24 protein-coding genes are annotated in these 23676 nt (G+C 68.0%); all 24 read right to left on the reverse strand.

All coding sequences use genetic code 11. The features are described 5' to 3' along the window. Position 1: 1 nt before the first annotated feature. Entirely contained in the window at positions 2-538 is a 537-nt protein-coding gene (rplF, locus tag OUQ99_RS27540; protein ID WP_267946679.1) for a 50S ribosomal protein L6, read from the reverse strand. 16 nt (positions 539-554) lie between these two features. After that, on the reverse strand, positions 555-953 hold the full coding sequence (gene rpsH / locus OUQ99_RS27545) for a 30S ribosomal protein S8 (protein WP_267946680.1): 399 nt from the start codon (positions 951-953) through the stop codon (positions 555-557). Positions 954-1237: 284 nt separating this feature from the next. Beyond that, the gene (locus OUQ99_RS27550) at positions 1238-1423 is read right to left on the reverse strand and encodes a type Z 30S ribosomal protein S14 (protein WP_267946681.1); all 186 of its coding nucleotides are present in this window, start codon (positions 1421-1423) and stop codon (positions 1238-1240) included. A gap of 13 nt (positions 1424-1436) precedes the next feature. Then, positions 1437-2012 (reverse strand): 50S ribosomal protein L5, encoded by a 576-nt coding sequence (gene rplE, locus OUQ99_RS27555; protein WP_267946682.1) that lies wholly within the window; start codon positions 2010-2012, stop codon positions 1437-1439. Next, a complete protein-coding gene (rplX, locus tag OUQ99_RS27560) occupies positions 2012-2317 on the reverse strand; it encodes a 50S ribosomal protein L24 (protein ID WP_267946683.1) in 306 nt (101 codons plus the stop codon). The genes rplE and rplX overlap by 1 nt, the downstream gene beginning before the upstream one ends. A gap of 3 nt (positions 2318-2320) precedes the next feature. Next, positions 2321-2689, reverse strand: coding sequence for a 50S ribosomal protein L14 (rplN, locus tag OUQ99_RS27565; RefSeq protein ID WP_013156121.1), 369 nt, complete (start codon positions 2687-2689; stop codon positions 2321-2323). Between the two features lie 107 nt (positions 2690-2796). Then, positions 2797-3069, reverse strand: coding sequence for a 30S ribosomal protein S17 (rpsQ, locus tag OUQ99_RS27570; RefSeq protein ID WP_267946684.1), 273 nt, complete (start codon positions 3067-3069; stop codon positions 2797-2799). After that, positions 3066-3320 (reverse strand): 50S ribosomal protein L29, encoded by a 255-nt coding sequence (rpmC, locus tag OUQ99_RS27575; protein ID WP_267946685.1) that lies wholly within the window; start codon positions 3318-3320, stop codon positions 3066-3068. The genes rpsQ and rpmC overlap by 4 nt, the downstream gene beginning before the upstream one ends. Then, entirely contained in the window at positions 3320-3733 is a 414-nt protein-coding gene (gene rplP / locus OUQ99_RS27580) for a 50S ribosomal protein L16 (protein ID WP_267946686.1), read from the reverse strand. Before rplP ends, rpmC begins: the two co-directional genes overlap by 1 nt. Positions 3734-3736: 3 nt before the next feature. Further along, on the reverse strand, positions 3737-4543 hold the full coding sequence (gene rpsC / locus OUQ99_RS27585; protein ID WP_267946687.1) for a 30S ribosomal protein S3: 807 nt from the start codon (positions 4541-4543) through the stop codon (positions 3737-3739). Continuing rightward, positions 4543-4911 carry a 50S ribosomal protein L22 gene (rplV, locus tag OUQ99_RS27590; RefSeq protein ID WP_267950527.1) on the reverse strand — a complete coding sequence of 123 codons (369 nt, stop codon included), beginning with the start codon at positions 4909-4911 and terminating at the stop codon, positions 4543-4545. The genes rpsC and rplV overlap by 1 nt, the downstream gene beginning before the upstream one ends. A 72-nt stretch (positions 4912-4983) precedes the next feature. Continuing rightward, positions 4984-5262: a 30S ribosomal protein S19 gene (gene rpsS, locus OUQ99_RS27595; RefSeq protein ID WP_053616300.1), complete on the reverse strand. Its 279-nt coding sequence runs from the start codon at positions 5260-5262 to the stop codon at positions 4984-4986. Positions 5263-5274: 12 nt separating this feature from the next. Continuing rightward, on the reverse strand, positions 5275-6114 hold the full coding sequence (rplB, locus tag OUQ99_RS27600) for a 50S ribosomal protein L2 (RefSeq protein WP_267946688.1): 840 nt from the start codon (positions 6112-6114) through the stop codon (positions 5275-5277). Between the two features lie 57 nt (positions 6115-6171). Continuing rightward, positions 6172-6462 (reverse strand): 50S ribosomal protein L23, encoded by a 291-nt coding sequence (rplW, locus tag OUQ99_RS27605; RefSeq protein WP_267946689.1) that lies wholly within the window; start codon positions 6460-6462, stop codon positions 6172-6174. Further along, positions 6459-7130, reverse strand: coding sequence for a 50S ribosomal protein L4 (rplD, locus tag OUQ99_RS27610; protein WP_267946690.1), 672 nt, complete (start codon positions 7128-7130; stop codon positions 6459-6461). The genes rplW and rplD overlap by 4 nt, the downstream gene beginning before the upstream one ends. Before the next feature lie 3 nt (positions 7131-7133). Further along, entirely contained in the window at positions 7134-7784 is a 651-nt protein-coding gene (rplC, locus tag OUQ99_RS27615; protein ID WP_267946691.1) for a 50S ribosomal protein L3, read from the reverse strand. 12 nt (positions 7785-7796) lie between these two features. Then, complete coding sequence (rpsJ, locus tag OUQ99_RS27620) at positions 7797-8105, reverse strand: 30S ribosomal protein S10 (protein ID WP_013156110.1); 309 nt, start codon at positions 8103-8105, stop codon at positions 7797-7799. A 253-nt stretch (positions 8106-8358) separates the two neighbouring features. Then, a complete protein-coding gene (tuf, locus tag OUQ99_RS27625) occupies positions 8359-9552 on the reverse strand; it encodes an elongation factor Tu (RefSeq protein WP_267946692.1) in 1194 nt (397 codons plus the stop codon). Positions 9553-9632: 80 nt separating this feature from the next. Then, positions 9633-11747 (reverse strand): elongation factor G, encoded by a 2115-nt coding sequence (gene fusA, locus OUQ99_RS27630; protein ID WP_267946693.1) that lies wholly within the window; start codon positions 11745-11747, stop codon positions 9633-9635. Between the two features lie 45 nt (positions 11748-11792). Further along, entirely contained in the window at positions 11793-12263 is a 471-nt protein-coding gene (gene rpsG / locus OUQ99_RS27635; RefSeq protein ID WP_267946694.1) for a 30S ribosomal protein S7, read from the reverse strand. 2 nt (positions 12264-12265) lie between these two features. Beyond that, positions 12266-12637, reverse strand: a complete 372-nt coding sequence (gene rpsL, locus OUQ99_RS27640; RefSeq protein ID WP_014912437.1) for a 30S ribosomal protein S12 — start codon at positions 12635-12637, stop codon at positions 12266-12268. Between the two features lie 466 nt (positions 12638-13103). After that, a complete protein-coding gene (locus OUQ99_RS27645; protein WP_267946695.1) occupies positions 13104-16157 on the reverse strand; it encodes a hypothetical protein in 3054 nt (1017 codons plus the stop codon). A 124-nt stretch (positions 16158-16281) separates the two neighbouring features. Next, on the reverse strand, positions 16282-20160 hold the full coding sequence (locus tag OUQ99_RS27650; protein WP_267946696.1) for a DNA-directed RNA polymerase subunit beta': 3879 nt from the start codon (positions 20158-20160) through the stop codon (positions 16282-16284). A 34-nt stretch (positions 20161-20194) separates the two neighbouring features. Next, entirely contained in the window at positions 20195-23662 is a 3468-nt protein-coding gene (gene rpoB / locus OUQ99_RS27655; RefSeq protein WP_267946697.1) for a DNA-directed RNA polymerase subunit beta, read from the reverse strand. Positions 23663-23676 lie beyond the last annotated feature (14 nt).

The raw sequence follows: 23676 nt of genomic DNA on the forward strand, positions 1-23676 counted from the left end.
GCTACTTACCAGCCTTTCCGGCCTTGCGGCGGATGTGCTCGCCCTGGTACCGCACGCCCTTGGCCTTGTACGGGTCCGGCTTGCGCAGGCTGCGGATGTTCGCGGCGACCTGGCCCACCAGCTGCTTGTCGATGCCCTCCACGTGGAGGATCGTCGGCTTCTCCACGCGGAAGGTGATGCCCTGCGGGGGCTCGACCACGACGGGGTGGCTGTAGCCCAGCGAGAACTCCAGGTTGGAGCCGCGGGCCTGGACGCGGTAACCCACGCCGTGGATCTCCAGCGTCTTCGTGTAGCCCTTGGAGACACCCTCGGTGAGGTTCGCGACCAGTGCACGGGTCAGACCGTGCAGCGACCGGTTCTCCGGCTTGTCGTCGGGACGCGCAACCGTGACGACCCCGTCCTCGAAGGAGACGGTGATCGGCTCGGCGACGGTGTGCTTCAGTTCGCCCTTCGGCCCCTTGACAGTGACGTCTTGCCCGTTAATCGTGACTTCGACGCCCTTGGGGACCGAGAGCGGCAGTCGACCGATTCGCGACATGCTTCAGTCTCTCCCTCTACCAGACGTAGGCGAGGACTTCGCCGCCCACGCCGCGCTTCTTGGCCTGCTTGTCAGTCATCAGGCCACCGGACGTCGAAATGATCGCCACACCGAGGCCACCCAGCACGCGCGGGAGGTTCTCCTTCTTGGCGTACACCCGCAGACCGGGCTTGGAGACCCGGCGGATGCCCGCGATCGAACGCTCTCGGGTGGGGCCGTACTTCAGGTCCAGGACGAGGCTCTTGCCCACAGGGGCCTCCTCGGTCCGGTGGCCCTGAATGAAGCCCTCCTGCTGGAGGATCTCGGCGATGTGCGCCTTGATCTTGGAATACGGCATCGCCACGGTGTCGTGGTAAGCCGAATTCGCGTTACGCAGACGCGTGAGCATGTCTGCGATCGGGTCGGTCATCGTCATGGCCGACTGGCCCTTCCTCACCGCGGTTTCCGAGTGCGGGCTTTCCCAGAGCCTGCCCTCCCACGGGTCTCCCCGTGGAGGTGCACAAACGGACCTACGGCGTGGTCGTGGGCACCGCTGTCCCTCGCGGGACTGCCGTGCCCTGATGGTTGGATGTTGCTGGACCGCTGACCGCGTCGGGCGGTCACGGACACTTGTCGAGCCACCAAGGGGGTGGCGGTTCGGGGGGCCGAACCCAGTGCGCCCTCCTCAGGGAGTGAGCGCCTGGTCGGCCCCGCCGGAAACTACCAGCTCGACTTGGTGATACCGGGCAGCTCGCCGCGGTGCGCCATCTCGCGGAAGCAGATGCGGCAGAGGCCGAACTTCCGGTAGACGGCGCGCGGACGGCCGCACCGAGAGCATCGAGTATACGCGCGGACGCTGAACTTCGGCTTCCGCTGCGCCTTGGCGATCAGGGACTTCTTAGCCATGTGTGCTTACCCCTCAGGCTTCCTTGAACGGGAAACCGAGCCGCTTGAGCAGGCTGCGGCCCTGTTCGTCGGTCGTGGCCGTGGTGACAACCGTGATGTCCATCCCACGCTGCCGGTCGACCTTGTCCGGGTCCACCTCGTGGAACATGACCTGCTCGGTCAGACCGAAGGTGTAGTTGCCGTTCCCGTCGAACTGCTTCGGGGAAAGGCCGCGGAAGTCCCGGATACGGGGCAGAGCCAGCGAGAGCAGCCGGTCGAGGAACTCCCACATCCGGTCGCCGCGCAGCGTGACGCTGGCGCCGATCGGCTGGCCCTCGCGCAGCTTGAACTGCGCGATGGAGTTCTTGGCCCGGTTGATCCGAGGCTTCTGGCCGGTGATCGCCGAGATGTCGGCGATCGCGCCCTGGATCAGCTTCGCGTCACGAGCCGCCTCGCCGACACCCATGTTGACCACGATCTTCGTGAGACCGGGGACCTGCATGATGTTGGCGATGTCGTGCTCCTCCTTGAGGGCAGCGACGATCTCGTTACGGTACTTCTCCTTGAGCCGCGGCATCGGAGGGGCCGTGATGTCGTTGGTAACCGTCATCAGATGTCCTTACCGGTGCGACGGGAGACGCGAACCTTGGTTCCGTCGTCCTCGAAGCGGTAGCCGACCCGGGAGGGCTTGCCGTCCTCGGCGAGCGCGATGTTGCTCACGTGGATCGGGGCCTCCTTCGTGACGACCTCGCCCTGCTGGCCGCCCGCCGGGTTCGCCTTCCTGTGCTTCTTGACCAGGTTGACGCCCTCGACGACGACACGGTCTTCCTTCGGCAGGGCCTTGACGACCTTGCCGGTGGCACCCTTGTCCTTGCCGGCGAGGACGATGACCTCGTCGCCAGTTTTGATCTTCATCGCTCAGAGCACCTCCGGCGCCAGCGAAATGATGCGCATGTACTTCTTGTCACGCAGCTCGCGGCCCACCGGGCCGAAGATGCGGGTGCCTCGCGGGTCCCCACCGTCCTTGATGAGCACGGCAGCGTTCTCATCGAAGCGGATGTAGGAGCCGTCGGGCCGGCGGCGCTCCTTGACGGTGCGCACGACAACGGCCTTGACGACGTCGCCCTTCTTGACTCCAGCGCCAGGCAGGGCGTCCTTCACCGTGGCGACGATCGTGTCGCCGATCCCGGCGTAGCGCCGACCCGAGCCACCGAGAACACGGATGGTGAGGATCTCCTTGGCACCCGTGTTGTCGGCGACCTTGAGTCGCGACTCCTGCTGAATCACGTCTGCTCCTGATGTGATGCGTGCGGTCCACTGCCGCACGGCTAGGTGGTCTCACCCCTCGCGCTGGCGGCCGACAACGCGTGTCGGCCGCCAAACGCAGGCTGGGGTTACTTAGCCTTCTCCAGGATCTCCACGACGCGCCAACGCTTCGTCGCGGAGAGCGGCCGGGTCTCCATCACTCGGACCCGGTCGCCGACGCCACAGGAGTTCGCCTCGTCGTGCGCCTTGTACTTGGTCGTCCTACGGATGACCTTGCCGTACATGGCGTGCTTGATGCGGTCCTCGACCTCGACAACGACGGTCTTGTCCATCTTGTCGCTGACGACGTAGCCCTCGCGCACCTTGCGGTAGTTGCGGGTCGCGGTCTGGTTCTCACTCATTCGGCTGCTTCCTTCGTCTCCTCAGCCGACTCACCAGACAGCGGGGCGATGCCCAGCTCGTGCTCACGCATGACCGTGTAGATCCGCGCGATCTCGCGCTTGACGGTACGCAGCCGGCTGTGGTTGTCGAGCTGGCCGGTGGCGGCCTGGAAGCGGAGGTTGAAGAGCTCTTCCTTGGCTTCCTTGAGCTTGGCGACCAGGTCCTCGACGGACTGGTCCCGGAGCTCATGGGCAGTCACGGACTTCGCCATCACTCCCCCTCCCGCTTAACAAACTTGCACTTCATCGGGAGCTTGTGCATGGCACGGCGCATCGCCTCCTTGGCGATGTCCTCGGGCACGCCCGACAGCTCGAACATCACGCGACCGGGCTTGACCGGCGCGACCCACCACTCGGGTGAACCCTTACCGGAGCCCATGCGGACCTCGGCGGGCTTCTTCGTCAGCGGACGGTCCGGGAAGATGTTGATCCACACCTTGCCGCCACGCTTGATGTGACGCGTCATAGCGATACGAGCGGACTCGATCTGACGGTTGGTGACGTAGGCCGACTCCAGAGCCTGGATGCCGTACTCGCCGAAAGTGACCGTCGTTCCACCCTTGGCCTTACCGCGCAGATCCGGGTGGTGCTGCTTGCGGTACTTGACCTTACGAGGAATAAGCACTGGTCAGCTCCCCTCGGGCTTCGCGGACTCGGCCGGAGCCTTGGCCTCGGTGTTCTGCGGCTGACCGCCGCCGGCACCACCACGACGACGACGCTGCGGGCGCTCGCGGCGCTGACCGCCGCCACCGCCGCCACCGCCACCGGCGGAACGCTGGGCGGCCTGGGCCGCCTCGCGCTCGGCGCGGGTCGCGGGTGCGTCACCCTTGTAGATCCACACCTTGACGCCGATGCGGCCGAACGTCGTACGGGCCTCGAAGAAGCCGTAGTCGATGTCGGCGCGGAGCGTGTGCAGCGGGACCCGGCCCTCGCGGTAGAACTCCGAGCGGGACATCTCAGCCCCGCCCAGGCGTCCGCCGCACTGGATACGGATGCCCTTGGCACCGCTCTTCATCGCGCTCTGCATCGCCTTGCGCATCGCGCGGCGGAAGGCCACACGGCTGCTCAGCTGCTCGGCGACGCCCTGGGCGACGAGCTGCGCGTCGACCTCGGGGTTCTTGACCTCGAAGACGTTGAGCTGAACCTGCTTGGCGGTCAGCTTCTCCAGGTCGGTCCGGATTCGATCGGCCTCGACGCCGCGGCGGCCGATGACGATGCCCGGCCGGGCGGTGTAGACGTCCACGCGGACACGGTCACGGGTGCGCTCGATCTCGACCTTGGAGATGCCCGCGCGCTCCATGCCGCGGGTCAGCATCCGACGGATCGCAACGTCTTCCTTGACGTAGTCCTTGTAGGACTTGTCGGCGTACCAGCGGCTCTTGAAGTCGGTGGTGATGCCGAGGCGGAACCCGTGCGGGTTTACCTTCTGCCCCACTATCGGGTCCTTTCCTTCGTCTTGGACGAGGCGCCCGAGCGCTCAGCGACGACCACGGTGATGTGGCTCGTACGCTTGGTCACCCGGAAGGCGCGGCCGAAGCCTCGCGGTCGAATGCGCTTCAGGGTCGGACCCTCGTCCACCCATGCGCCCTCGACCACCAGCGTCTCGCGGTCCAGCTTGTCGTTGTGCTCAGCGTTGGCGATGGCACTAGCCAGCACCTTGCCAACAGGCTCGCTCGCCGACTGGGGCGCGAACCGGAGCACCGCCTGTGCCTCGTCAGCGGGCAACCCGCGAATAAGGTCCACCACCCGGCGGGCCTTCCGGGGCGTAACACGGACGAACCGTGCCTGTGCCCTCGTTCCCATCGCTTTTCCCTCGCTCACGGAAATTCATCTCCACTCACCGTGGAGAAATGGTTCTTTCTCCTGCTGCAACCGCTAACGGCGGCTACGGCGGTCTTCCTTGACGTGGCTACGGAAAGTACGCGTGGGAGCGAACTCACCGAGCTTGTGGCCGACCATCGACTCGGACACGAACACGGGGACGTGCTTGCGGCCATCGTGGACGGCGATCGTGTGACCGATCATCTCCGGGACGATCATGGACCGCCGGGACCACGTCTTGATGACGTTCTTGGTCCCCTTCTCGTTCTGAACTTCCACCTTCTTGATGAGGTGGTCGTCGACGAAGGGACCCTTCTTAAGGCTACGTGGCATCAGACGTGCTCCTTACCGCTTCTTCTTACCGCTACGCCGACGCCGCACGATCAGCTTGTCGCTGGCCTTGTTCTTGGCCCGGGTCCGGCCTTCCTTCTTGCCCCAGGGGCTGACCGGGTGTCGTCCACCGGAGGTCTTGCCCTCACCACCACCGTGCGGGTGGTCGACCGGGTTCATCACGACACCGCGGACGGTCGGGCGCTTGCCCTTCCAGCGGTTACGACCGGCCTTGCCCCAGTTGATGTTGGACTGCTCGGCGTTGCCGACCTGACCAACGGTGGCACGGCAGGTGACCTCCACCATGCGCATCTCGCCGGAGGGCATACGCAGCGTGGCGTAACGGCCCTCCTTGGCGAGGAGCTGGATCTGGGAACCGGCGGAGCGGCCCAGCTTGGCGCCACCACCCGGCTTCAGCTCGACCGCGTGCACGAACGTACCCGTGGGGATGTTGCGCAGCGGGAGGCAGTTGCCGGGCTTGATGTCGGACTGGGGGCCGTTCTCGACCCTGTCGCCCTGCTTGAGACCGGCGGGTGCCAGGATGTAGCGCTTCTCACCGTCCACGTAGTGGAGCAGTGCGATGCGAGCGGTGCGGTTCGGGTCGTACTCGATGTGAGCGACCTTGGCCGGCACGCCGTCCTTGTCGTGACGACGGAAGTCGATCACGCGGTAGGCGCGCTTGTGGCCGCCGCCCTGGTGGCGGGTCGTGATCCGGCCGTGGCCGTTGCGCCCGCCCTTGGAGTGCAGAGGACGCACCAGGGACTTCTCCGGCTCCGAGCGCGTGATCTCGACGAAGTCGCTCACGCTGGAACCGCGACGACCCGGTGTCGTCGGCTTGTACTTACGAATGCCCATCTTCTTCGCGCATTCCTTTACGTGTTGCTTGGTGTGTAGCGGTCAGACCCGGAAAGGTCACCGACCGAAGATGTCGATCCGGTCGCCCTCGGCGAGGCCGACGATCGCGCGCTTCGTGTCAGGACGCTTCCCGAAACCGAAACGGGTCCGCTTGCGCTTGCCCTTCCGGTTGATCGTGTTCACGCTCGTGACCTTCACCTCGAAGATCTTCTCGATCGCGATCTTGATCTGGGTCTTGTTGGCGTCGGGCTTGACGATGAACGTGTACTTGTTCTCGTCCATGAGCCCGTAGCTCTTCTCGGAGATCACCGGCTCGATGATGATGTCCCGGTGGTCGGCGATCCTCACTGGTCGTCCTCCTCGGACTGAGCGGCCTTGGAGGCGCCGGCCGCGTGGGCCAGGAACTCGGCGTAGCCCGCCTCGGTGAAGACCACGTCGTCCGAGTAGAGGACGTCGTAGGTGTTCACCTGGTCCGCGTCGAGGATGTGCACCTCTTCGAGGTTGCGCAGGGCGCGCCGGTTGTGCTCGTCGTCGCGGGCCAGGACGACCAGGACCTTGTCGGACCCGGTGACCTGGCGGAGCGCCTTCAGAGCGTTCTGCGTGAGCTTGCTGTCCGCGTCCTCGGCCACGAAGTGGCTGATGACGTGGATACGGCCGTGCGTGGCCCGGTCGGAGAGGGCAGCGCGCAGGGCGGCGGCCTTCATCTTCTTCGGGGTCCGCTGGCTGTAGTCGCGCGGCTGCGGTCCGTGGACCGTGCCACCGCCGGTGTACTGCGGGGCGCGGATGGAGCCCTGGCGGGCCCGGCCGGTGCCCTTCTGGCGGTACGGCTTCTTGCCACCGCCGCGAACCTCGCCGCGGGTCTTGGTGGAGTGCGTGCCCTGGCGGCCCGCGGCCAGCTGGGCGTTCACGACCTGGTGCAGGAGCGGAATGCTGACCTGCTGGGCGAAGACGCTCTCCGGCAGCTCGACACTGCCCTGAGCGGCGCCCTCGGGGTTCTTGACCTCGATCTGGGCCATGGCTTACTTGTCCCCCTTCACAGCGGTGCGGACGAGCACCAGACCGCCGTTGGGACCGGGCACAGCACCCTTGACCAGGATGAGGCCCTTCTCCGCGTCCACGGAGTGAACGGTCAGGTTCTGGACGGTCTTGCGCACGTTGCCCATGCGCCCTGCCATCCGCATGCCCTTGAAAACGCGGCCGGGCGTGGCGCAGCCGCCGATGGAACCGGGCGAGCGGTGCTTGCGCTGGGTACCGTGCGAGGCGGAGAGGCCACGGAAGCCGTGACGCTTCATCACACCCGCGAAGCCCTTGCCCTTGCTCTTGCCCGTGACGTCGACCGTCTGGCCGCTCTCGAAGCTGTCCGCGGCGACCTCCTGGCCGAGCGTGTACTCGGAGGCGTCGGTGGTGCGGACCTCGACGTAGTGCCGGCGCGGGGTCAGGTCGTTCTTGCGCAGGTAGTCGCCGAGAGGCTTGTTCACCTTGCGCGGGTTGATCTGCCCGTAGCCCAGCTGGACGGCCGAGTAGCCGTCGGTGTCCGGAGTCCGGATGCGGCTCACGACGCACGGACCGGCCTTCAGAACCGTCACGGGCACCATTTTGCCCGTGTCGTCGAAGACCTGGGTCATGCCGAGCTTTTCGCCCAGAACTCCCTTGATCTGCTTGGTGGCCATGTCTGTGCGTCCTTAAAGCTTGATCTCGATGTCAACACCAGCCGGCAGGTCGAGTCGCATGAGCGAGTCGACCGTCTTCGGCGTGGGGTCGATGATGTCGATCAGCCGCTTGTGGGTGCGCATCTCGAAGTGCTCGCGCGAGTCCTTGTACTTGTGCGGCGATCGGATAACGCAGTAAACGTTCTTTTCCGTCGGCAGCGGCACCGGGCCCGCGACCTGTGCGCCAGTTCGCGTCACAGTCTCGACGATCTTGCGCGCCGAGCTGTCGATGACCTCGTGGTCATAGGCCTTTAGCCGAATGCGGATCTTCTGTCCCGCCATGTGGCCTGTTCGTCCTTCGCTTCAGTGTCCGTAACGGTGAGCTGTCCCGGTCACAGAAGCCCAGGCCTGACGGAATCCGCCGTGTGGCCGTGAGCCCCTATTCCCTTGAGAAACCGCAACAGGGCTTGCCCCTGCGGTGCGTCACCGTCACAGTGCCCGATGACGTCTTGTGTGTGGGTGGGTGGGCCGTGCGGACACGGCCCGCCCACCACGCCGGGGGCGGCTCCTCAGGGGGCCGCCCCCGGCATGCGTACTACTTGAGGATCTTCGTGACGCGACCGGCGCCCACGGTACGGCCACCCTCGCGGATGGCGAACCGCAGACCGTCTTCCATGGCGACCGGCTGGATCAGGTTGACGGTCATCTCGGTGTTGTCACCGGGCATGACCATCTCCGTGCCCTCCGGCAGCGTCACGACGCCCGTGACGTCCGTGGTGCGGAAGTAGAACTGCGGACGGTAGTTGTTGAAGAACGGCGTGTGGCGCCCGCCCTCGTCCTTGGACAGGATGACGACGTTGGCCTCGAACTCCGTGTGCGGGGTGGTCGTGCCCGGCTTGATCACGACCTGGCCGCGCTCGACGTCCTCGCGCTTGATGCCGCGCAGGAGCAGCCCGACGTTGTCGCCGGCCTGGCCCTGGTCGAGCAGCTTGCGGAACATCTCGACACCGGTGACGGTGGTCGTCTGCTTCTCGTCCTTGATACCGACGATGTCGACGGTCTCGTTGACGTTGACGATGCCGCGCTCGATACGACCGGTGACGACGGTGCCGCGACCGGTGATCGAGAAGACGTCCTCGATGGGCATGAGGAACGGCTTGTCGGTGTCACGCTCGGGCTCGGGGATGTAGGTGTCCACGGTGCCCATGAGCTCCAGGACGGTCTTGCCCCACTCCTCGTCGCCCTCCAGCGCCTTGAGCGCGGAGACCTTGGTGACGGGAACGTCGTCGCCGGGGAACTCGTACTCGCTGAGGAGCTCACGGACCTCGAGCTCGACGAGCTCGAAGATCTCCTCGTCGTCCACCATGTCGGACTTGTTCAGGGCCACGACGATGTAGGGCACGCCGACCTGGCGGGCCAGGAGCACGTGCTCCTTGGTCTGCGGCATCGGGCCGTCGGTGGCGGCCACGACCAGGATCGCGCCGTCCATCTGCGCCGCACCCGTGATCATGTTCTTCACGTAGTCGGCGTGGCCGGGGCAGTCGACGTGGGCGTAGTGACGCGCCTCGGTCTGGTACTCGACGTGGGCGACGGAGATCGTGATACCGCGCTCGCGCTCCTCGGGAGCGTTGTCGATGTCCTCGAACGGCGTGAACGGGTTCAGGTCCGGGTACGCGTCGTGCAGCACCTTGGTGATGGCCGCGGTCAGCGTGGTCTTGCCGTGGTCGATGTGACCGATGGTGCCGATGTTGACGTGCGGCTTAGTCCGCTCGAACTTTGCTTTCGCCACTGGATGTCTCCTAGACGTACAGAGCTATCTGGTGCTCGCCCCCCGCGTGGACGGGGAGCGGGCTGGTTACGTGTTCGCGGCTACTCGCCGCGAACCTTCGCCACAATTTCTTGGGCGACAGCGGACGGAACCTCCGCGTAGGAGTCGAACACCATCGAGTAGTTGGCGCGACCCTGGGTACGGCTGCGCAGGTCACCCACGTAGCCGAACATTTCGGAGAGGGGCACCTGGGCCTTGACGATCCGGACGCCGGAACGCTCGTCCATGGACTGGATCTGTCCACGACGGGAGTTCAGGTCGCCGATCACGTCACCCATGTACTCCTCAGGGGTGGTGACCTCCACTGCCATGACCGGCTCGAGAAGAGTCGGCTTGGCGAGCTTGACGGCCTCCTTGAAGGCCATCGAACCCGCGGTCTTGAAGGCCATCTCCGAGGAGTCGACCTCGTGGTACTGACCGTCCTGGAGCGTCACCTTGACGCCGACGAGCGGGTAGTGCGCGAGCACACCCAGTTCGGCGGCCTCCTGGGCACCGGCGTCGACCGACGGGATGTACTCCCGCGGGATACGGCCACCGGTGACCGCGTTGACGAACTCGTAGCCGGAGGCGTCGCCGCTCTCGACGACGAGGGGCTCGACGTCGATCTTGACCTTGGCGAACTGGCCCGACCCACCGGTCTGCTTCTTGTGGGTGTAGACGTGGCCTTCGACCTTCTTGCGAATGGTCTCTCGGTAGGCCACCTGGGGCTTGCCGATGTTCGCGTCGACCTTGAACTCGTCGCGCATGCGGTTGACGAGGACCTCGAGGTGCAGCTCGCCCATACCGGAGATGATGGTCTGGCCGGTCTGGTCGTCCGTGGCGACCTGGAACGAGGGGTCCTCGTCCGCGAGGCGCTGGATCGCGATGCCCAGCTTCTCCTGGTCGCTCTTGGTCTTGGGCTCGATGGCCACCTCGATGACCGGAGCCGGGAACGTCATGGACTCCAGGACGATCGGAGCCGACTGGTCGCACAGCGTCTCGCCGGTCGTGGTGTCCTTCAGACCCATGACCGCGACGATGTCGCCCGCGCCGGCCTCGCCGATCTCCTCACGCTTGTTGGAGTGCATGCGGTAGATCTTGCCGATCCGCTCCTTGCGGCCCTTGAGACTGTTCAGCACCTGGGTGCCGGTCTCGAGGACGCCGGAGTAGATGCGCACGTAGGTCAGCTTGCCCAGGTGCGGGTCGCTCATGATCTTGAAGACCAGGGCGGACATCGGCTCGTCGACGCTCGGCTTGCGGGCGAGCTTGGTCTCCTCGGTCTCGTCCTTGGGGTCGTGGCCCTCGATGGCGTCCACGTCCAGGGGCGAGGGGAGGTAAGCGGTGACCGCGTCGAGCAGGGGCTGGACGCCCTTGTTCTTGAACGCGGTGCCGCACACGATCGGGATCGCGGTACCGGCGATGGTCGCGCGGCGGATCGCCGGAACCACCTGCTCCAGGGTGGGCTCCTGCCCCTCCAGGTACAGCTCCATGATCTCGTCGTCGGCCTCGGCGAGCACCTCGATGAACTTCTCGCGGGCCTCGCGGGCGGCGTCGGCGTGGGTCTCGGGGATGTCGATCGTGTCGTACATCTCGCCGAGCGCGGCCTCGTCGTTCCAGACGTAGGCCTTCATGCGGACCAGGTCGACGACGCCCTTGAAGTCGCTCTCGGCGCCGATGGGCAGCTGGATCGGCATGGCGTTCGCGCCGAGGCGCTCACGGAACATGTCGACGCAGCGCTGGAACTCGGCGCCGATCTTGTCCATCTTGTTGACGAAGCAGATACGCGGAACGCCATAGCGGTCAGCCTGACGCCAGACCTGCTCGGACTGGGGCTCGACGCCTTCCTTGGCGTCGAACACCGCGACGGCACCGTCGAGGACACGCAGCGACCGCTCGACCTCGACCGTGAAGTCGACGTGGCCGGGCGTGTCGATGATGTTGATGGTGTGGTCGTCCCAGTGGGTGGTGGTAGCAGCCGAGGTAATGGTGATACCCCGCTCCTGCTCCTCCTTCATCCAGTCCATCGTGGCGGCGCCATCGTGGACCTCACCCACCTTGTGGGTCACACCGGTGTAGTAGAGGATCCGCTCAGTCGTGGTGGTCTTGCCCGCGTCGATGTGGGCCATAATCCCGATGTTGCGGACCTTGGCCAGGTCAAGCGCAGTCTTAGCAGCCATGAGGCTCGTCTTCCCTCGGTCTCAAGGAATCGAATCGCCGCGGGGTTACCAGCGGTAGTGGGCGAAGGCCTTGTTCGACTCGGCCATCTTGTGCGTGTCCTCACGCTTCTTGACGGCCGCGCCGAGACCGTTGCTGGCGTCGACCAGCTCGTTCATCAGACGCTCGGTCATGGTCTTCTCACGGCGCTGACGCGCGTAGGAGACCAGCCAGCGCAGGGCCAGCGTGGTGGACCGGGAGGCGCGAACCTCGACCGGCACCTGGTAGGTCGCGCCACCGACACGGCGGCTGCGGACCTCGAGCGCGGGCTTGACGTTGTCCAGGGCGCGCTTCAGAACGACGAGCGGGTCCTGGCTGGTCTTCTCGCGAGCGCCTTCGAGGGCGTCGTAGACGACGCTCTGGGCGATGGAGCGCTTGCCGTCGAGCAGCACCTTGTTGATCAGTGCGGTGACGAGCGGCGAGCCGTAGACCGGGTCGGTGATGAGCTGGCGCTTCGGCGCCGGGCCCTTGCGCGGCATCTTTACTTCTCCTTCTTGGCGCCGTAGTGGCTACGCGCCTGCTTGCGGCCCCGGACACCCTGGGTGTCGAGCGAGCCGCGGACAATTCGGTAGCGGACGCCCGGCAGGTCCTTCACACGACCACCGCGAACGAGCACGATGCTGTGCTCCTGGAGGTTGTGACCAATGCCGGGGATGTAGGCCGTGACCTCGATGCCGCTGCTCAGCTTGACGCGAGCGACCTTACGCAGAGCGGAGTTCGGCTTCTTCGGCGTAGTGGTGTAGACACGCGTGCACACACCACGACGCTGCGGACTCCCCTTCAGCGCCGGGGTCTTGTTCTTTGCGACCTTGTCCTGTCGGCCCTTGCGGACCAGCTGCTGGATGGTGGGCACCGCGTCTCCGTCTTCCTCGTGACCTACGCCGGTTCTCGTAGCCGATATCGCTATTGACCTGCTGAATTTCCCGAACCTCCCCGACCCCCGTGGTCGGGCGTGTCGCGCTGGTTGTCGCGCACGGCAAAAAACCGATCACACCCGGCCGGAGGCCGATCATGGGAGGGGGTTCACCTGCGCGGCGCGCCTTACGTCCTCAACTGGTGGGACCGAGGCGCCGCACACGCACGTGTGACCCGTCGACTCACGGGCACAATCACACAGGCTACCGTTTACCGTCTGGGCGGTCAAAACGGCGTGCGACATGGCGAGAATCATGGAACCGGTTCTCGCGTAGCCGTGGGTCACCGCCAGTCTACGCGCTCCCGGAGTCGTTTCGCCCCGGGTTCCCCCGGAGACCGTCGGCGGGCGGCCCGGGCATGCGGCCGCTCCCCCGGAACATTGTCCTGGAGGAGCGGCCGCGGCGCTACAGGACCAGCCAGATGGCGACGGAGATCACCGTCACCAGGATGCCGACCACCGCGAACACCGTGCCGACGGTGATCAGTCCGAGGCCGTCGAGCTCCCCGCGCGAGGCGCGGATCGCCTTCTTGGCCTTGGGCCCCGTGATCAGGAGCGCCAGCAGAGCTGTGACCAGACCGATGCCGGGGAGCAGCGAGGCGATGCCCAGCCACAGGGTGACGGTCGCCCCCTTCTCCGTGTCCGGCAGGAAGTCGATGCTGTCGTAGCCGGGGTACGGGTCGCCGGGCTCCCCGCCCAGGGGACGGTCCACGAAGCCGGGGAACTCCTCGGCGATGGGGTCCTTGCGGCGCCTGCGGGAGGCCGGGGCCTCCGGCATGCCGTAGTCCGCCGGGGTGAAGCCGTCGTCGTACTCGCTCTCCCCCGCCGGCTCCGGCTCGTCGTGGTCCCAGGTGTCCTCGGGGATGCTCGGCGCCTCGAAGACCTGGGTGGCGCCGTCGGGGACGCCGTCCTCCCCGGGACCGCCCCGGCGCACCGGGCCGTCGTCGTACCCCTCGTCGTCGTACCCCTCGTCCGCGAACGCCTCGTCCGCGAACGCCTCGTCCGCGTATCCCTCGGCCTCCCGGGAGCGGGCGCGCGACTGCATGTCCGCGATGGCCGCCAGGGGGTCCTCAGCGGACGGCGCGCCGCCGGTCCGCTCCCCGCCCGGGGCCCCGTCGCGCAGCCGGTCGTCGTCCGCCCAGGCCGAGGGGGCGTCCCCGTCCGTGCCGTCGTCTCCCCAGGTCCCGGTGTCGGAGGACCTGGCGGACTCGCGCCGGCGCTCCTCCGCCTCCCGGACGATGTCGGGGAGGCGGGGGTCGTTGCGGTCGAACGCCCAGGTGTTGCCGCTCCCCGACCCGAACTCGCCCGGGTCGGGGGCCGGGGCGGGAGCGGGGGCGGGCGGTGACAATTCGTCGTCGTAGCCGTCGGTCCACGACTCGTCGGTCCCCGCGCCGGACCACGCGTCGGCGGTCTCCCTGGCGGGCGCCCAGGAGTCCAGGCCGCCGGTGTCGGCCGCGGACCCGCGACCGCCGTTCCGCGGCCCTGCGGCGGCGTCACGGTCCTCTCCTGCGGCGGCGCCGCGGTCGGCGGCCGGCCCCCAGGAGTCCGAGCCGAGTTCGTCGTCGTCCCACGAGCGGCCGTCGGCGGCACGGCCGCCGGAGGGCGCCCCGTGGGCCTCGTGGCGGGGAGCCGCGTCCCAGGAGTCGTGCTCCGGTCCCGCCGTGCCGTCCGAGGGGGCGTCGGCGCCCCACGCGGACGGTCGGCGGTCGTCGGACAGCTCGTCGTCCCAGAGCGGGGCCGCGGGGGCCGTGTCGCCGACGGGGGACCGGCCGCCCGGTCCCTCGGGGCCCTGCCGGTCCTCGGGGCCTGCGCCCCAGGCGGTGGCGCCCCGGTCCTCGTCCCAGGCGCGGTCCGCGCCGCCGACGGGGCCGTACCCGGAGGGCGCGTCGTCCCAGGGGCGGTCCCCGTTCGCGGGGGCTCCGGTGTCCCAGGGGCGGTCCCCGGCGTCGGCCGGGGGCGTCCAGGGGGCGTCCGCGCCGCCGGACGGCCCGTCGTCCCACGGGCGCGCGTCGCCCGTCCCGGGGCCGGTCACGGGCGCGTCTGCGCCGGAGGGGGCGGAACCGCCCACCGGGCCGTCCGCGCCCCACGGGTCCCGGAGGGGCTCACCGATCCCGCCGAGGGCGGGGTCCGGCTCCCACGACCGCGTGTCGGCCGGGGGCTGCGGGGTCCAGGCGTCGGCTCCCCGGGAGGGGGACCACGCCTCGCGGCCGTCCTCCACCTCGGGGGCCTCGTCCCACGGGCGCGCGTCGGTCGCCGCGGGGCCGGTCACGGGCGCGTCTGCGCCGGAGGGGGCGGAACCGCCCACCGGGACGTCCGGGGACCAGCGGTCCTGCTCCCGGTCCTCCGAGCGGCCCACCGGGCCGTCCGCGCCCCACGGGTCCCCTGCGGGGGCCGCGGGGGCGTCCGGGGTCCACGCGTCCCGCGCGTACACGTCGGGTCCGCCCGCCGGGGCGCCGGCGTCCCACGCGGCGGGACCGCGCGCGCCCTCGGGGTCCCACGCCGGGGAACCCTCCGTACGGTTCCCCGGGGCCTCGCGGCCGTGCCCGCCCGCGGGTGCTTCGTCCCACGGGCGCGCGTCGTCCGACGGCTCCGGGGTCCGTGCGTCGGCGTCGCGGGCCGGGGCCCACGCCTCGGGACCGCCGTCGCCGAGACCGTCCCCGGGGACGTCGGTACGCCACGCGTCCTGCCCGCGGGTGTCGGAGCGGTCTGCCGGTGCATCGCTCCAGGCGTCCCGCGCGTACACGTCGGGTCCGCCCGCCGGGGCGCCGGCGTCCCACGCGGCGGGACCGCGCGCGCCCTCGGGGTCCCACGCCGGGGAACCCTCGGGCCGGGCCGCGGGGGCGTCCCAGGCGGACGGGTCGTGCGACCCGTCGAGGGGCGCCTCGCTCCTCCAGGCGTCGGAGGCGCGGTCGGGCGACGCGTACCCGGTGTCCGGGAAGCCCTCCCCTCCCCGTGGGCCCGGTGCGGGCGCCTCCGGCTCGTCCCGGCCCGCGGTCCAGGCGTCACCGGGACCGGCCGGCGCCTCGGCGCCGCCCGCCGCCGGGTCGGTCCGGGGCGCGGCCCAGGAGTCCATGCGGCCGGCCGGTTCCTCGCCCGGGTCCTCGGAGGGCAGGGGAACCTCGGCGCTGGCCGCGACGCTGGGCAGGCTCGGTTCCTCCGGTTCCCCCGGCACCCGGGTCAGCGGCTGGTACGCCGACTGCCCCGCCCCCGGGTAGGAGATCGGGTGCGAGGCGCCGGACGGCGGACCGCCGAGCGCCTCCGGGTACGGCTCGACCAGGGCCGGGCGCGACGCGCTCAGCCCCGTGTAGCCGCCGCTGTCGGGGAACACCGTCTCGGCGCCCTCGTCGGCTTCCTCACCCTCGAGCGGGTCCTGGTACTCCGACTGCGTGCGGTAGCGGTTCTCGCTCGGCTTGAACCAGTCCCCCGCACCGGAGTCCCGTCCGCCCCCGTGTTCAGTCATGCCTCTCCCGCCAGCGCAGTAGCGCCGTCTCCCCGTCCGCCGTGCGCGGACCCTCTACGCCGAACGGCGGCGGCACCACTCCCGGTCGGGAGTGGCTGGCCGCCGCCGTCAGTTCAAACCGCTCTTACCGGTTGTACGGCCCGAAGTCGTACTCCTCCAGCGGGACGGCCTCGCCGGACCCCTGACCGAAGGTGTACTCGCTCGGCTCCTCGTACCCGGAGACCGAGTACATCGAGGCCTTCGCCTCCTCGGTGGGCTCCACCCGGATGTTGCGGTACTGCGGAATACCGGTACCGGCCGGGATGAGCTTACCGATGATGACGTTCTCCTTGAGGCCGAGCAGCGGGTCGCTCTTGCCGTGGATGGCGTTCTCGGTGAGCACCCGGGTGGTCTCCTGGAAGGAGGCCGCCGACAGCCAGGACTCCGTGGCCAGCGAGGCCTTGGTGATCCCGAGCAGCACCGGGCGTCCGGCCGCGGGCTGTCCGCCCTCGGAGACGACGCGGCGGTTGATCCGCTCGAACTTCGGACGCTCGACCATCTCGCCGGGCAGGAGCTCGGTGTCGCCCGACTCCAGGATGTTCACCCGCTTGAGCATCTGGCGGACGATGATCTCGATGTGCTTGTCGTGGATGGACACACCCTGCGACTTGTACACCTCCTGGACCTCCGACACGAGGTGCTGCTGCACCGCGCGCGGGCCCTGGATGCGAAGAACCTCGTGCGGGTTGATCGCACCCTGGATCAGCTGCTGGCCGACCGTGACGTGGTCGCCGTCGCTGACGAGGAGCTGCGCACGCATCGGGACCGGGTAGGCGATCTCGTCCGTGCCGTCGTCGGGGATGACGACGATCTTGCGGCTCTTCTCGGTGTCGTCGATCCGGATCCGGCCCTCCATCTCGGAGATCGGGGCCACACCCTTGGGGATGCGGGCCTCGAAGAGCTCCTGGACACGGGGCAGACCGTGCGTGATGTCCTGACCCGCGGAACCGCCCATGTGGAAGGTACGCATGGTCAGCTGGGTGCCGGGCTCACCGATGGACTGCGCCGCGATGATGCCGATCGCCTCGCCGACGTCCACCGGCTTGCCGGTCGCCATGGAGCGGCCGTAGCAGGTGGTGCAGACGCCGATCTTGGCCTCGCAGGTCAGCGACGAGCGGATGCGCACGCGGGTGAAACCGGCCGCGATCAGCTTGTCGATGTTCTGCTCGGAGGTGTCGCTGAGCGCGGGCAGGACGAGCTTGCCGTCCGGCCCCGTCACGTCCTCGGAGAGGGTGCGGCCGAAACCGGTGTTCTCGACGTTGTGCTTGCGCACGACGGCGCCGGCGGCGTTCTTCTCACCGATCTCGTGCCAGATCGAACGGTCCGTGCCGCAGTCGATCTCGCGGACGATGACGTCCTGCGCGACGTCCACCAGACGACGGGTCAGGTAACCCGAGTCGGCGGTGCGCAGGGCGGTGTCCGCCAGGCCCTTGCGCTGGCCGTGCGTGGAGATGAAGTACTCCAGCACCGACAGGCCCTCGCGGTAGGAGGACTTGATCGGACGCGGGATCGTCTCACCCTTGGTGTTGGAGACCAGGCCGCGGATACCCGCGATCTGGCGCACCTGCATCGGGTTGCCTCGGGCGCCGGACTGGACCATCATCCACACCGGGTTGTCGGCGGGGAAGTTGTCCTCCATGTTCTGCGCGACCTCGGCGGTGGCCTGGGTCCACACCTCGGTGAGCTCCTGGCGGCGCTCGTCGTCGGTGATGAGACCGCGGTCGTACTCGCGCTGGATCTTGTCTGCCTTGCGCTCGTACCCCTCGAGGATCTCCGTCTTGCGCGGAGGCGCGACGACGTCCTCGATGCCGATGGTCAGGCCGGACCGGGTCGCCCAGTGGTAGCCCGCGTCCTTCAGGGCGTCCAGGGTCGTGGCGACCTGGACCTTGGGGTAGTTCTCGGCGAGGTCGTTGACCAGGACCGAGACCTGCTTCTTGCCCACCTGGAAGTTGACGTACGGGTAGTCGACCGGGGTGGTCTCGTTGAAGAGGTACCGGCCCAGGGTCGTCTCCAGGACGTACACGTCGCCCTGCTGCCAGCCCTCCGGCGGCGTCCAGTCCTTCGGGGCCGGGGCGCCGTCGGCGATCCGCAGGCGGATCTTCGCCTGCAGGTCCAGGTCGCCCAGGTCGTAGGCCATGATCGCCTCGGCCGGGGAGCGGAACGCGCGGCCCTCGCCCTTGGCGTCGGCCTTCTCCGTCGTCAGGTAGTACAGGCCGATGATCATGTCCTGGGTGGGCATGGTCACGGGCTTGCCGTCGGACGGCTTGAGGATGTTGTTGGTCGCCAGCATCAGCAGCCGCGCCTCGGCCTGGGCCTCGGCGGACAGCGGCAGGTGCACGGCCATCTGGTCGCCGTCGAAGTCGGCGTTGAACGCCGTGCAGACGAGCGGGTGGATCTGGATGGCCTTGCCCTCGACCAGCTGCGGCTCGAAGGCCTGGATGCCCAGGCGGTGCAGCGTCGGGGCGCGGTTGAGCAGCACCGGGTGCTCGGTGATGACCTCTTCGAGGACGTCCCACACGACCGGGCGGGACCGCTCCACCATGCGCTTGGCGCTCTTGATGTTCTGCGCGTGGTTCAGGTCGACCAGGCGCTTCATCACGAACGGCTTGAAGAGCTCCAGGGCCATCTGCTTGGGCAGACCGCACTGGTGCAGCTTCAGCTGCGGGCCGACGACGATGACCGAACGGCCGGAGTAGTCGACGCGCTTGCCGAGCAGGTTCTGGCGGAAGCGGCCCTGCTTGCCCTTGAGCATGTCGGACAGCGACTTGAGCGGCCGGTTGCCGGGACCGGTGACCGGGCGTCCGCGGCGGCCGTTGTCGAACAGCGCGTCGACGGCCTCCTGGAGCATCCGCTTCTCGTTGTTGACGATGATCTCGGGCGCGCCGAGGTCGAGCAGCCGCTTGAGGCGGTTGTTCCGGTTGATCACGCGGCGGTACAGGTCGTTGAGGTCGGAGGTCGCGAAGCGGCCGCCGTCCAGCTGCACCATCGGACGCAGGTCCGGCGGGATGACCGGGATGCAGTCGAGCACCATGCCCATGGGGCTGTTGGTGGTGTTGAGGAACGCCGAGACGACCTTGAGCCGCTTCAGGGCGCGGGCCTTCTTCTGGCCCTTGCCGGTGCGGATGGTCTCGCGGAGCTTCTCGGCCTCCACGTCCAGCTCGAAGTTGGCGAGCCGGTCCTGGATGGCCTGGGCGCCCATGCCGCCGCGGAAGTACTTCCCGAAGCGGTCCCGCATCTCGCGGTAGAGCATCTCGTCGCCCTCGAGGTCCTGGACCTTGAGGTTCTTGAAGCGGTTCCAGACCTCGTCGAGGCGGTCGATCTCGCGCTGGGCACGGTCGCGGAGCTGGCGCATCTCGCGCTCGGCGCCCTCGCGGACCTTGCGGCGCGCGTCGCCCTTGGCGCCCTGCTCCTCGAGCTCGGCCAGGTCGGCCTCGAGCTTGCGGTGCCGCTCCTCGATGGTGGAGTCGCGGCGCTGCTCGAGGTGCTGCTTCTCGACCGAGATCCGCGCCTCCAGGGACTGGAGGTCGCGCTCACGGGCCTCGGTGTCCACCCACGTGACCATGTAGGCGGCGAAGTAGATGATCTTCTCGAGATCCTTCGGAGCCAGGTCCAGCAGGTAGCCCAGGCGGGAGGGCACGCCCTTGAAGTACCAGATGTGCGTGACGGGAGCGGCCAGCTCGATGTGGCCCATCCGCTCGCGGCGCACCTTGGCACGGGTCACCTCGACGCCGCAGCGCTCACAGATGATGCCCTTGAAGCGGACGCGCTTGTACTTGCCGCAGTAGCACTCCCAGTCCCGGGTCGGACCGAAGATCTTCTCGCAGAAGAGTCCGTCCTTCTCGGGCTTGAGGGTCCGGTAGTTGATGGTTTCGGGCTTCTTGACCTCGCCGTGCGACCACTGGCGAATGTCGTCGGCGGTGGCGAGGCCAATCCGCAGCTCGTCGAAGAAGTTGACGTCGAGCACTTAATTCGTCCCCTGCTCTCGAAATCCGCGGAAGTTAGACCTCTTCGACACTGCTGGGCTCTCGCCGCCCCAGGTCGATTCCCAGTTCTTCCGCCGCGCGGAAGACGTCCTCGTCACTGTCCCGCATCTCGATGGACATACCGTCACTGGACAGCACCTCCACGTTCAGACAGAGCGACTGCATCTCCTTGATGAGCACCTTGAAGGACTCAGGGATACCCGGCTCGGGGATGTTCTCGCCCTTGACGATGGCCTCGTAGACCTTGACCCGGCCCACCACGTCGTCGGACTTGATGGTGAGCAGCTCCTGGAGCGCGTAGGCGGCGCCGTAGGCCTCCAGCGCCCAGACCTCCATCTCACCGAAGCGCTGACCGCCGAACTGCGCCTTACCGCCCAGCGGCTGCTGGGTGATCATGGAGTACGGGCCGGTGGAGCGCGCGTGGATCTTGTCGTCCACGAGGTGGTGGAGCTTGAGGATGTACTTGTAGCCGACCGAGATCGGCTCGGCGAACGGCTCGCCGGTGCGGCCGTCGAACAGGCGCGCCTTGCCGTCCTTGTTGATGAGGCGGTTGCCGTCCTTGTTCGGGCGCACCGACTGGATCAGGCCGCTGAGCTCGTCACCGTGCAGGCCGTCGAAGACCGGGGTGGCCACGCGCGAGTTCGGCGGGACCTCGGCCGCGCCGATCGCGTGGAGCGACTTCTGCCACTCCTCCTCCACCCCCTCGACCAGCCAGCCGTTCTTGGCCAGCCACCCGAGGTGGACCTCCAGGACCTGGCCGACGTTCATCCGGCCGGGCACGCCCAGCGGGTTGAGGATGATGTCGACCGGGGTGCCGTCCTCCAGGAAGGGCATGTCCTCCTGCGGCAGGATCTTGGAGATGACGCCCTTGTTGCCGTGGCGGCCGGCGAGCTTGTCACCGTCGGTGATCTTGCGCTTCTGGGCCACGTAGACGCGGACCATCTCGTTGACGCCGGGGGCGAGCTCGTCGCCCTCCTCGCGGCTGAACACGCGCACGCCGATGACCTTGCCGGTCTCGCCGTGCGGCACCTTCAGGGAGGTGTCGCGGACCTCGCGGGCCTTCTCGCCGAAGATGGCGCGCAGCAGGCGCTCCTCCGGGGTCAGCTCGGTCTCGCCCTTGGGCGTGACCTTGCCGACGAGGATGTCGCCGTCCACGACCTCGGCGCCGATCCGGATGATGCCCCGGTCGTCGAGGTCGGCCAGGACCTCCTCGCTGACGTTGGGGATCTCGCGGGTGATCTCCTCCGGGCCCAGCTTGGTGTCGCGGGCGTCGACCTCGTGCTCCTCGATGTGGATCGAGGAGAGGACGTCGTCCTGCACCAGGCGCTGGGAGAGGATGATCGCGTCCTCGTAGTTGTGGCCCTCCCAGGACATGTAGGCCACGAGCAGGTTCTTGCCGAGCGACATCTCACCCTGGTCGGTGGAGGGCCCGTCGGCGAGGACCTGGTTGGCCTCGACCCGCTGGCCCTCGCTGACGATCGGCCGCTGGTTGAAGCAGGTGCCCTGGTTGGAGCGCTGGAACTTGCCCATGCGGTACGTCTTGCGCGTGCCGTCGTCCGCCATGATCGTGGCGTAGTCGGCGGTGACGTCCTCGACGACGCCGGCCTTCTCGTTGAGGATGACCTCACCGGCGTCGGTCGCGGCGCGGTATTCCATGCCGGTGCCGACGAACGGCGACTCGGCGCGCAGCAGCGGCACGGCCTGGCGCTGCATGTTGGAGCCCATGAGCGCGCGGTTGGCGTCGTCGTGCTCCAGGAACGGGATCATGGCGGTGGCGACCGACACCATCTGGCGCGGCGACACGTCCATGTAGTCGACCTCGTCGGTGCTGACCTGCTCGAACTCCCCGCCCTTGCGGCGCACGAGCACGCCGGCCTCGGCGAAGGTGCCGTCGGCGTTCAGCGGCGTGTTGGCCTGCGCGATGACGTACAGGTCCTCCTCGTCCGCGGTCAGGTAGTCGACCTGGTCGGAGATGCGCCCGTCGATGACCTTGCGGTACGGGGTCTCCACGAAGCCGAAGGAGTTGACCCGCCCGTAGCCCGCCAGGGAGCCGATCAGACCGATGTTGGGACCCTCGGGGGTCTCGATCGGGCACATGCGGCCGTAGTGGGAGGGGTGCACGTCGCGCACCTCGAAGCCCGCGCGCTCACGGGACAGACCGCCCGGACCCAGCGCCGAGAGGCGGCGCTTGTGGGTCAGGCCCGCGAGCGGGTTGGTCTGGTCCATGAACTGGGACAGCTGCGAGGTGCCGAAGAACTCCTTGATGGAGGCGACGACGGGGCGGATGTTGATCAGGGTCTGCGGCGTGATCGCCTCGACGTCCTGGGTGGTCATCCGCTCGCGGACGACGCGCTCCATGCGGGCCAGGCCCAGGCGGACCTGGTTCTGGATGAGCTCGCCGACGGTGCGCAGGCGGCGGTTGCCGAAGTGGTCGATGTCGTCGGTCTCGATCGGGCGGAGGCCGTTGACGGTCTCCTTCTCCACCTCGCCCGCGTGCAGGCGGACCATGTAGTCGATCGTGGCGACGATGTCGTCCTCGGTCAGCGTGCCCTGCGTGTAGTCGGCGTCGAGGCCGAGCTTCTTGTTGATCTTGTAGCGGCCGACCTTGGCGAGGTCGTAGCGCTTGGGGTTGAAGTAGAGGTTCTCCAACAGCGCCTGGGCCGACTCCTTCGTGGGCGGCTCTCCGGGGCGCAGCTTGCGGTAGATGTCCAGCAGCGCGTCGTCGGTGCCCGCCGTGGGGTCCTTCTCCAGCGTGTTGCGGATGGACTCGTACTGGCCGAACCGCTCCAGGATCTGGTCGGTGGTCCAGCCCAGCGCCTTGAGCAGGACGGTGACGCCCTGCTTGCGCTTGCGGTCGATGCGGACGCCGACGAAGTCGCGCTTGTCGACCTCGAACTCCAGCCAGGCGCCGCGGGACGGGATGACCTTGCAGCCGAAGAGGTCCTTGTCGGTGGTCTTGTCGACGGACCGGTCGAAGTAGACGCCCGGGGAGCGGACCAGCTGGGACACGACGACGCGCTCGGTGCCGTTGATGATGAAGGTGCCCTTGACGGTCATGAGCGGGAAGTCGCCCATGAACACCGTCTGGCTCTTGATCTCACCGGTGTCGTTGTTGATGAACTCCGCCGTGACGAACATCGGGGCGGAGTAGGTCATGTCCTTGTCCTTGCACTCCTCCTCGGAGTACTTGGGCGGCTCGAACCGGTGGTCGCGGAACGAGAGGGACATGGTGCCCGAGAAGTCCTCGATCGGGCTGATCTCCTCGAAGATCTCTTCGAGACCGGACTGCTCCGGAACGTCCTTGCGGCCGGCGTTTCGGGCCGTCTCGACCCGGGTCTTCCACTTGTCGTTGCCCAGCAGCCAGTCGAACGACTCGGTCTGCAGGGCCAGAAGGTTCGGAACCTCGAGGGGTTCCTGGATACGGGCGAAAGAAACGCGGTGCGGACCAAGGGCGTTAGCGGAGGCGTTGCGCGAGGCTGCCAACAGGGGTCCTTCCG

This window comes from Streptomonospora nanhaiensis, from assembly GCF_026642255.1.
In the GTDB taxonomy this organism is placed as follows: domain Bacteria; phylum Actinomycetota; class Actinomycetes; order Streptosporangiales; family Streptosporangiaceae; genus Nocardiopsis; species Nocardiopsis tropica.

Coding starts and splice junctions, on each gene's coding strand:
- rplE (WP_267946682.1), bottom strand. CDS start 2,012: ATGACGGTTACCAACGACATCACGGCCCCTCCGATGCCGCGGCTCAAG.
- rplD (WP_267946690.1), bottom strand. CDS start 7,130: ATGGCCCAGATCGAGGTCAAGAACCCCGAGGGCGCCGCTCAGGGCAGT.
- rplV (WP_267950527.1), bottom strand. CDS start 4,911: ATGGGAACGAGGGCACAGGCACGGTTCGTCCGTGTTACGCCCCGGAAG.
- rpsG (WP_267946694.1), bottom strand. CDS start 12,263: ATGCCGCGCAAGGGCCCGGCGCCGAAGCGCCAGCTCATCACCGACCCG.
- rpsQ (WP_267946684.1), bottom strand. CDS start 3,069: ATGAGTGAGAACCAGACCGCGACCCGCAACTACCGCAAGGTGCGCGAG.
- rpmC (WP_267946685.1), bottom strand. CDS start 3,320: ATGGCGAAGTCCGTGACTGCCCATGAGCTCCGGGACCAGTCCGTCGAG.
- rpsJ (WP_013156110.1), bottom strand. CDS start 8,105: ATGGCGGGACAGAAGATCCGCATTCGGCTAAAGGCCTATGACCACGAG.
- OUQ99_RS27645 (WP_267946695.1), bottom strand. CDS start 16,157: ATGACTGAACACGGGGGCGGACGGGACTCCGGTGCGGGGGACTGGTTC.
- rplX (WP_267946683.1), bottom strand. CDS start 2,317: ATGAAGATCAAAACTGGCGACGAGGTCATCGTCCTCGCCGGCAAGGAC.
- rplC (WP_267946691.1), bottom strand. CDS start 7,784: ATGGCCACCAAGCAGATCAAGGGAGTTCTGGGCGAAAAGCTCGGCATG.
- fusA (WP_267946693.1), bottom strand. CDS start 11,747: ATGGCTGCTAAGACTGCGCTTGACCTGGCCAAGGTCCGCAACATCGGG.
- rpsH (WP_267946680.1), bottom strand. CDS start 953: ATGACGATGACCGACCCGATCGCAGACATGCTCACGCGTCTGCGTAAC.
- rplF (WP_267946679.1), bottom strand. CDS start 538: ATGTCGCGAATCGGTCGACTGCCGCTCTCGGTCCCCAAGGGCGTCGAA.
- rplB (WP_267946688.1), bottom strand. CDS start 6,114: ATGGGCATTCGTAAGTACAAGCCGACGACACCGGGTCGTCGCGGTTCC.
- rpsS (WP_053616300.1), bottom strand. CDS start 5,262: ATGCCACGTAGCCTTAAGAAGGGTCCCTTCGTCGACGACCACCTCATC.
- OUQ99_RS27550 (WP_267946681.1), bottom strand. CDS start 1,423: ATGGCTAAGAAGTCCCTGATCGCCAAGGCGCAGCGGAAGCCGAAGTTC.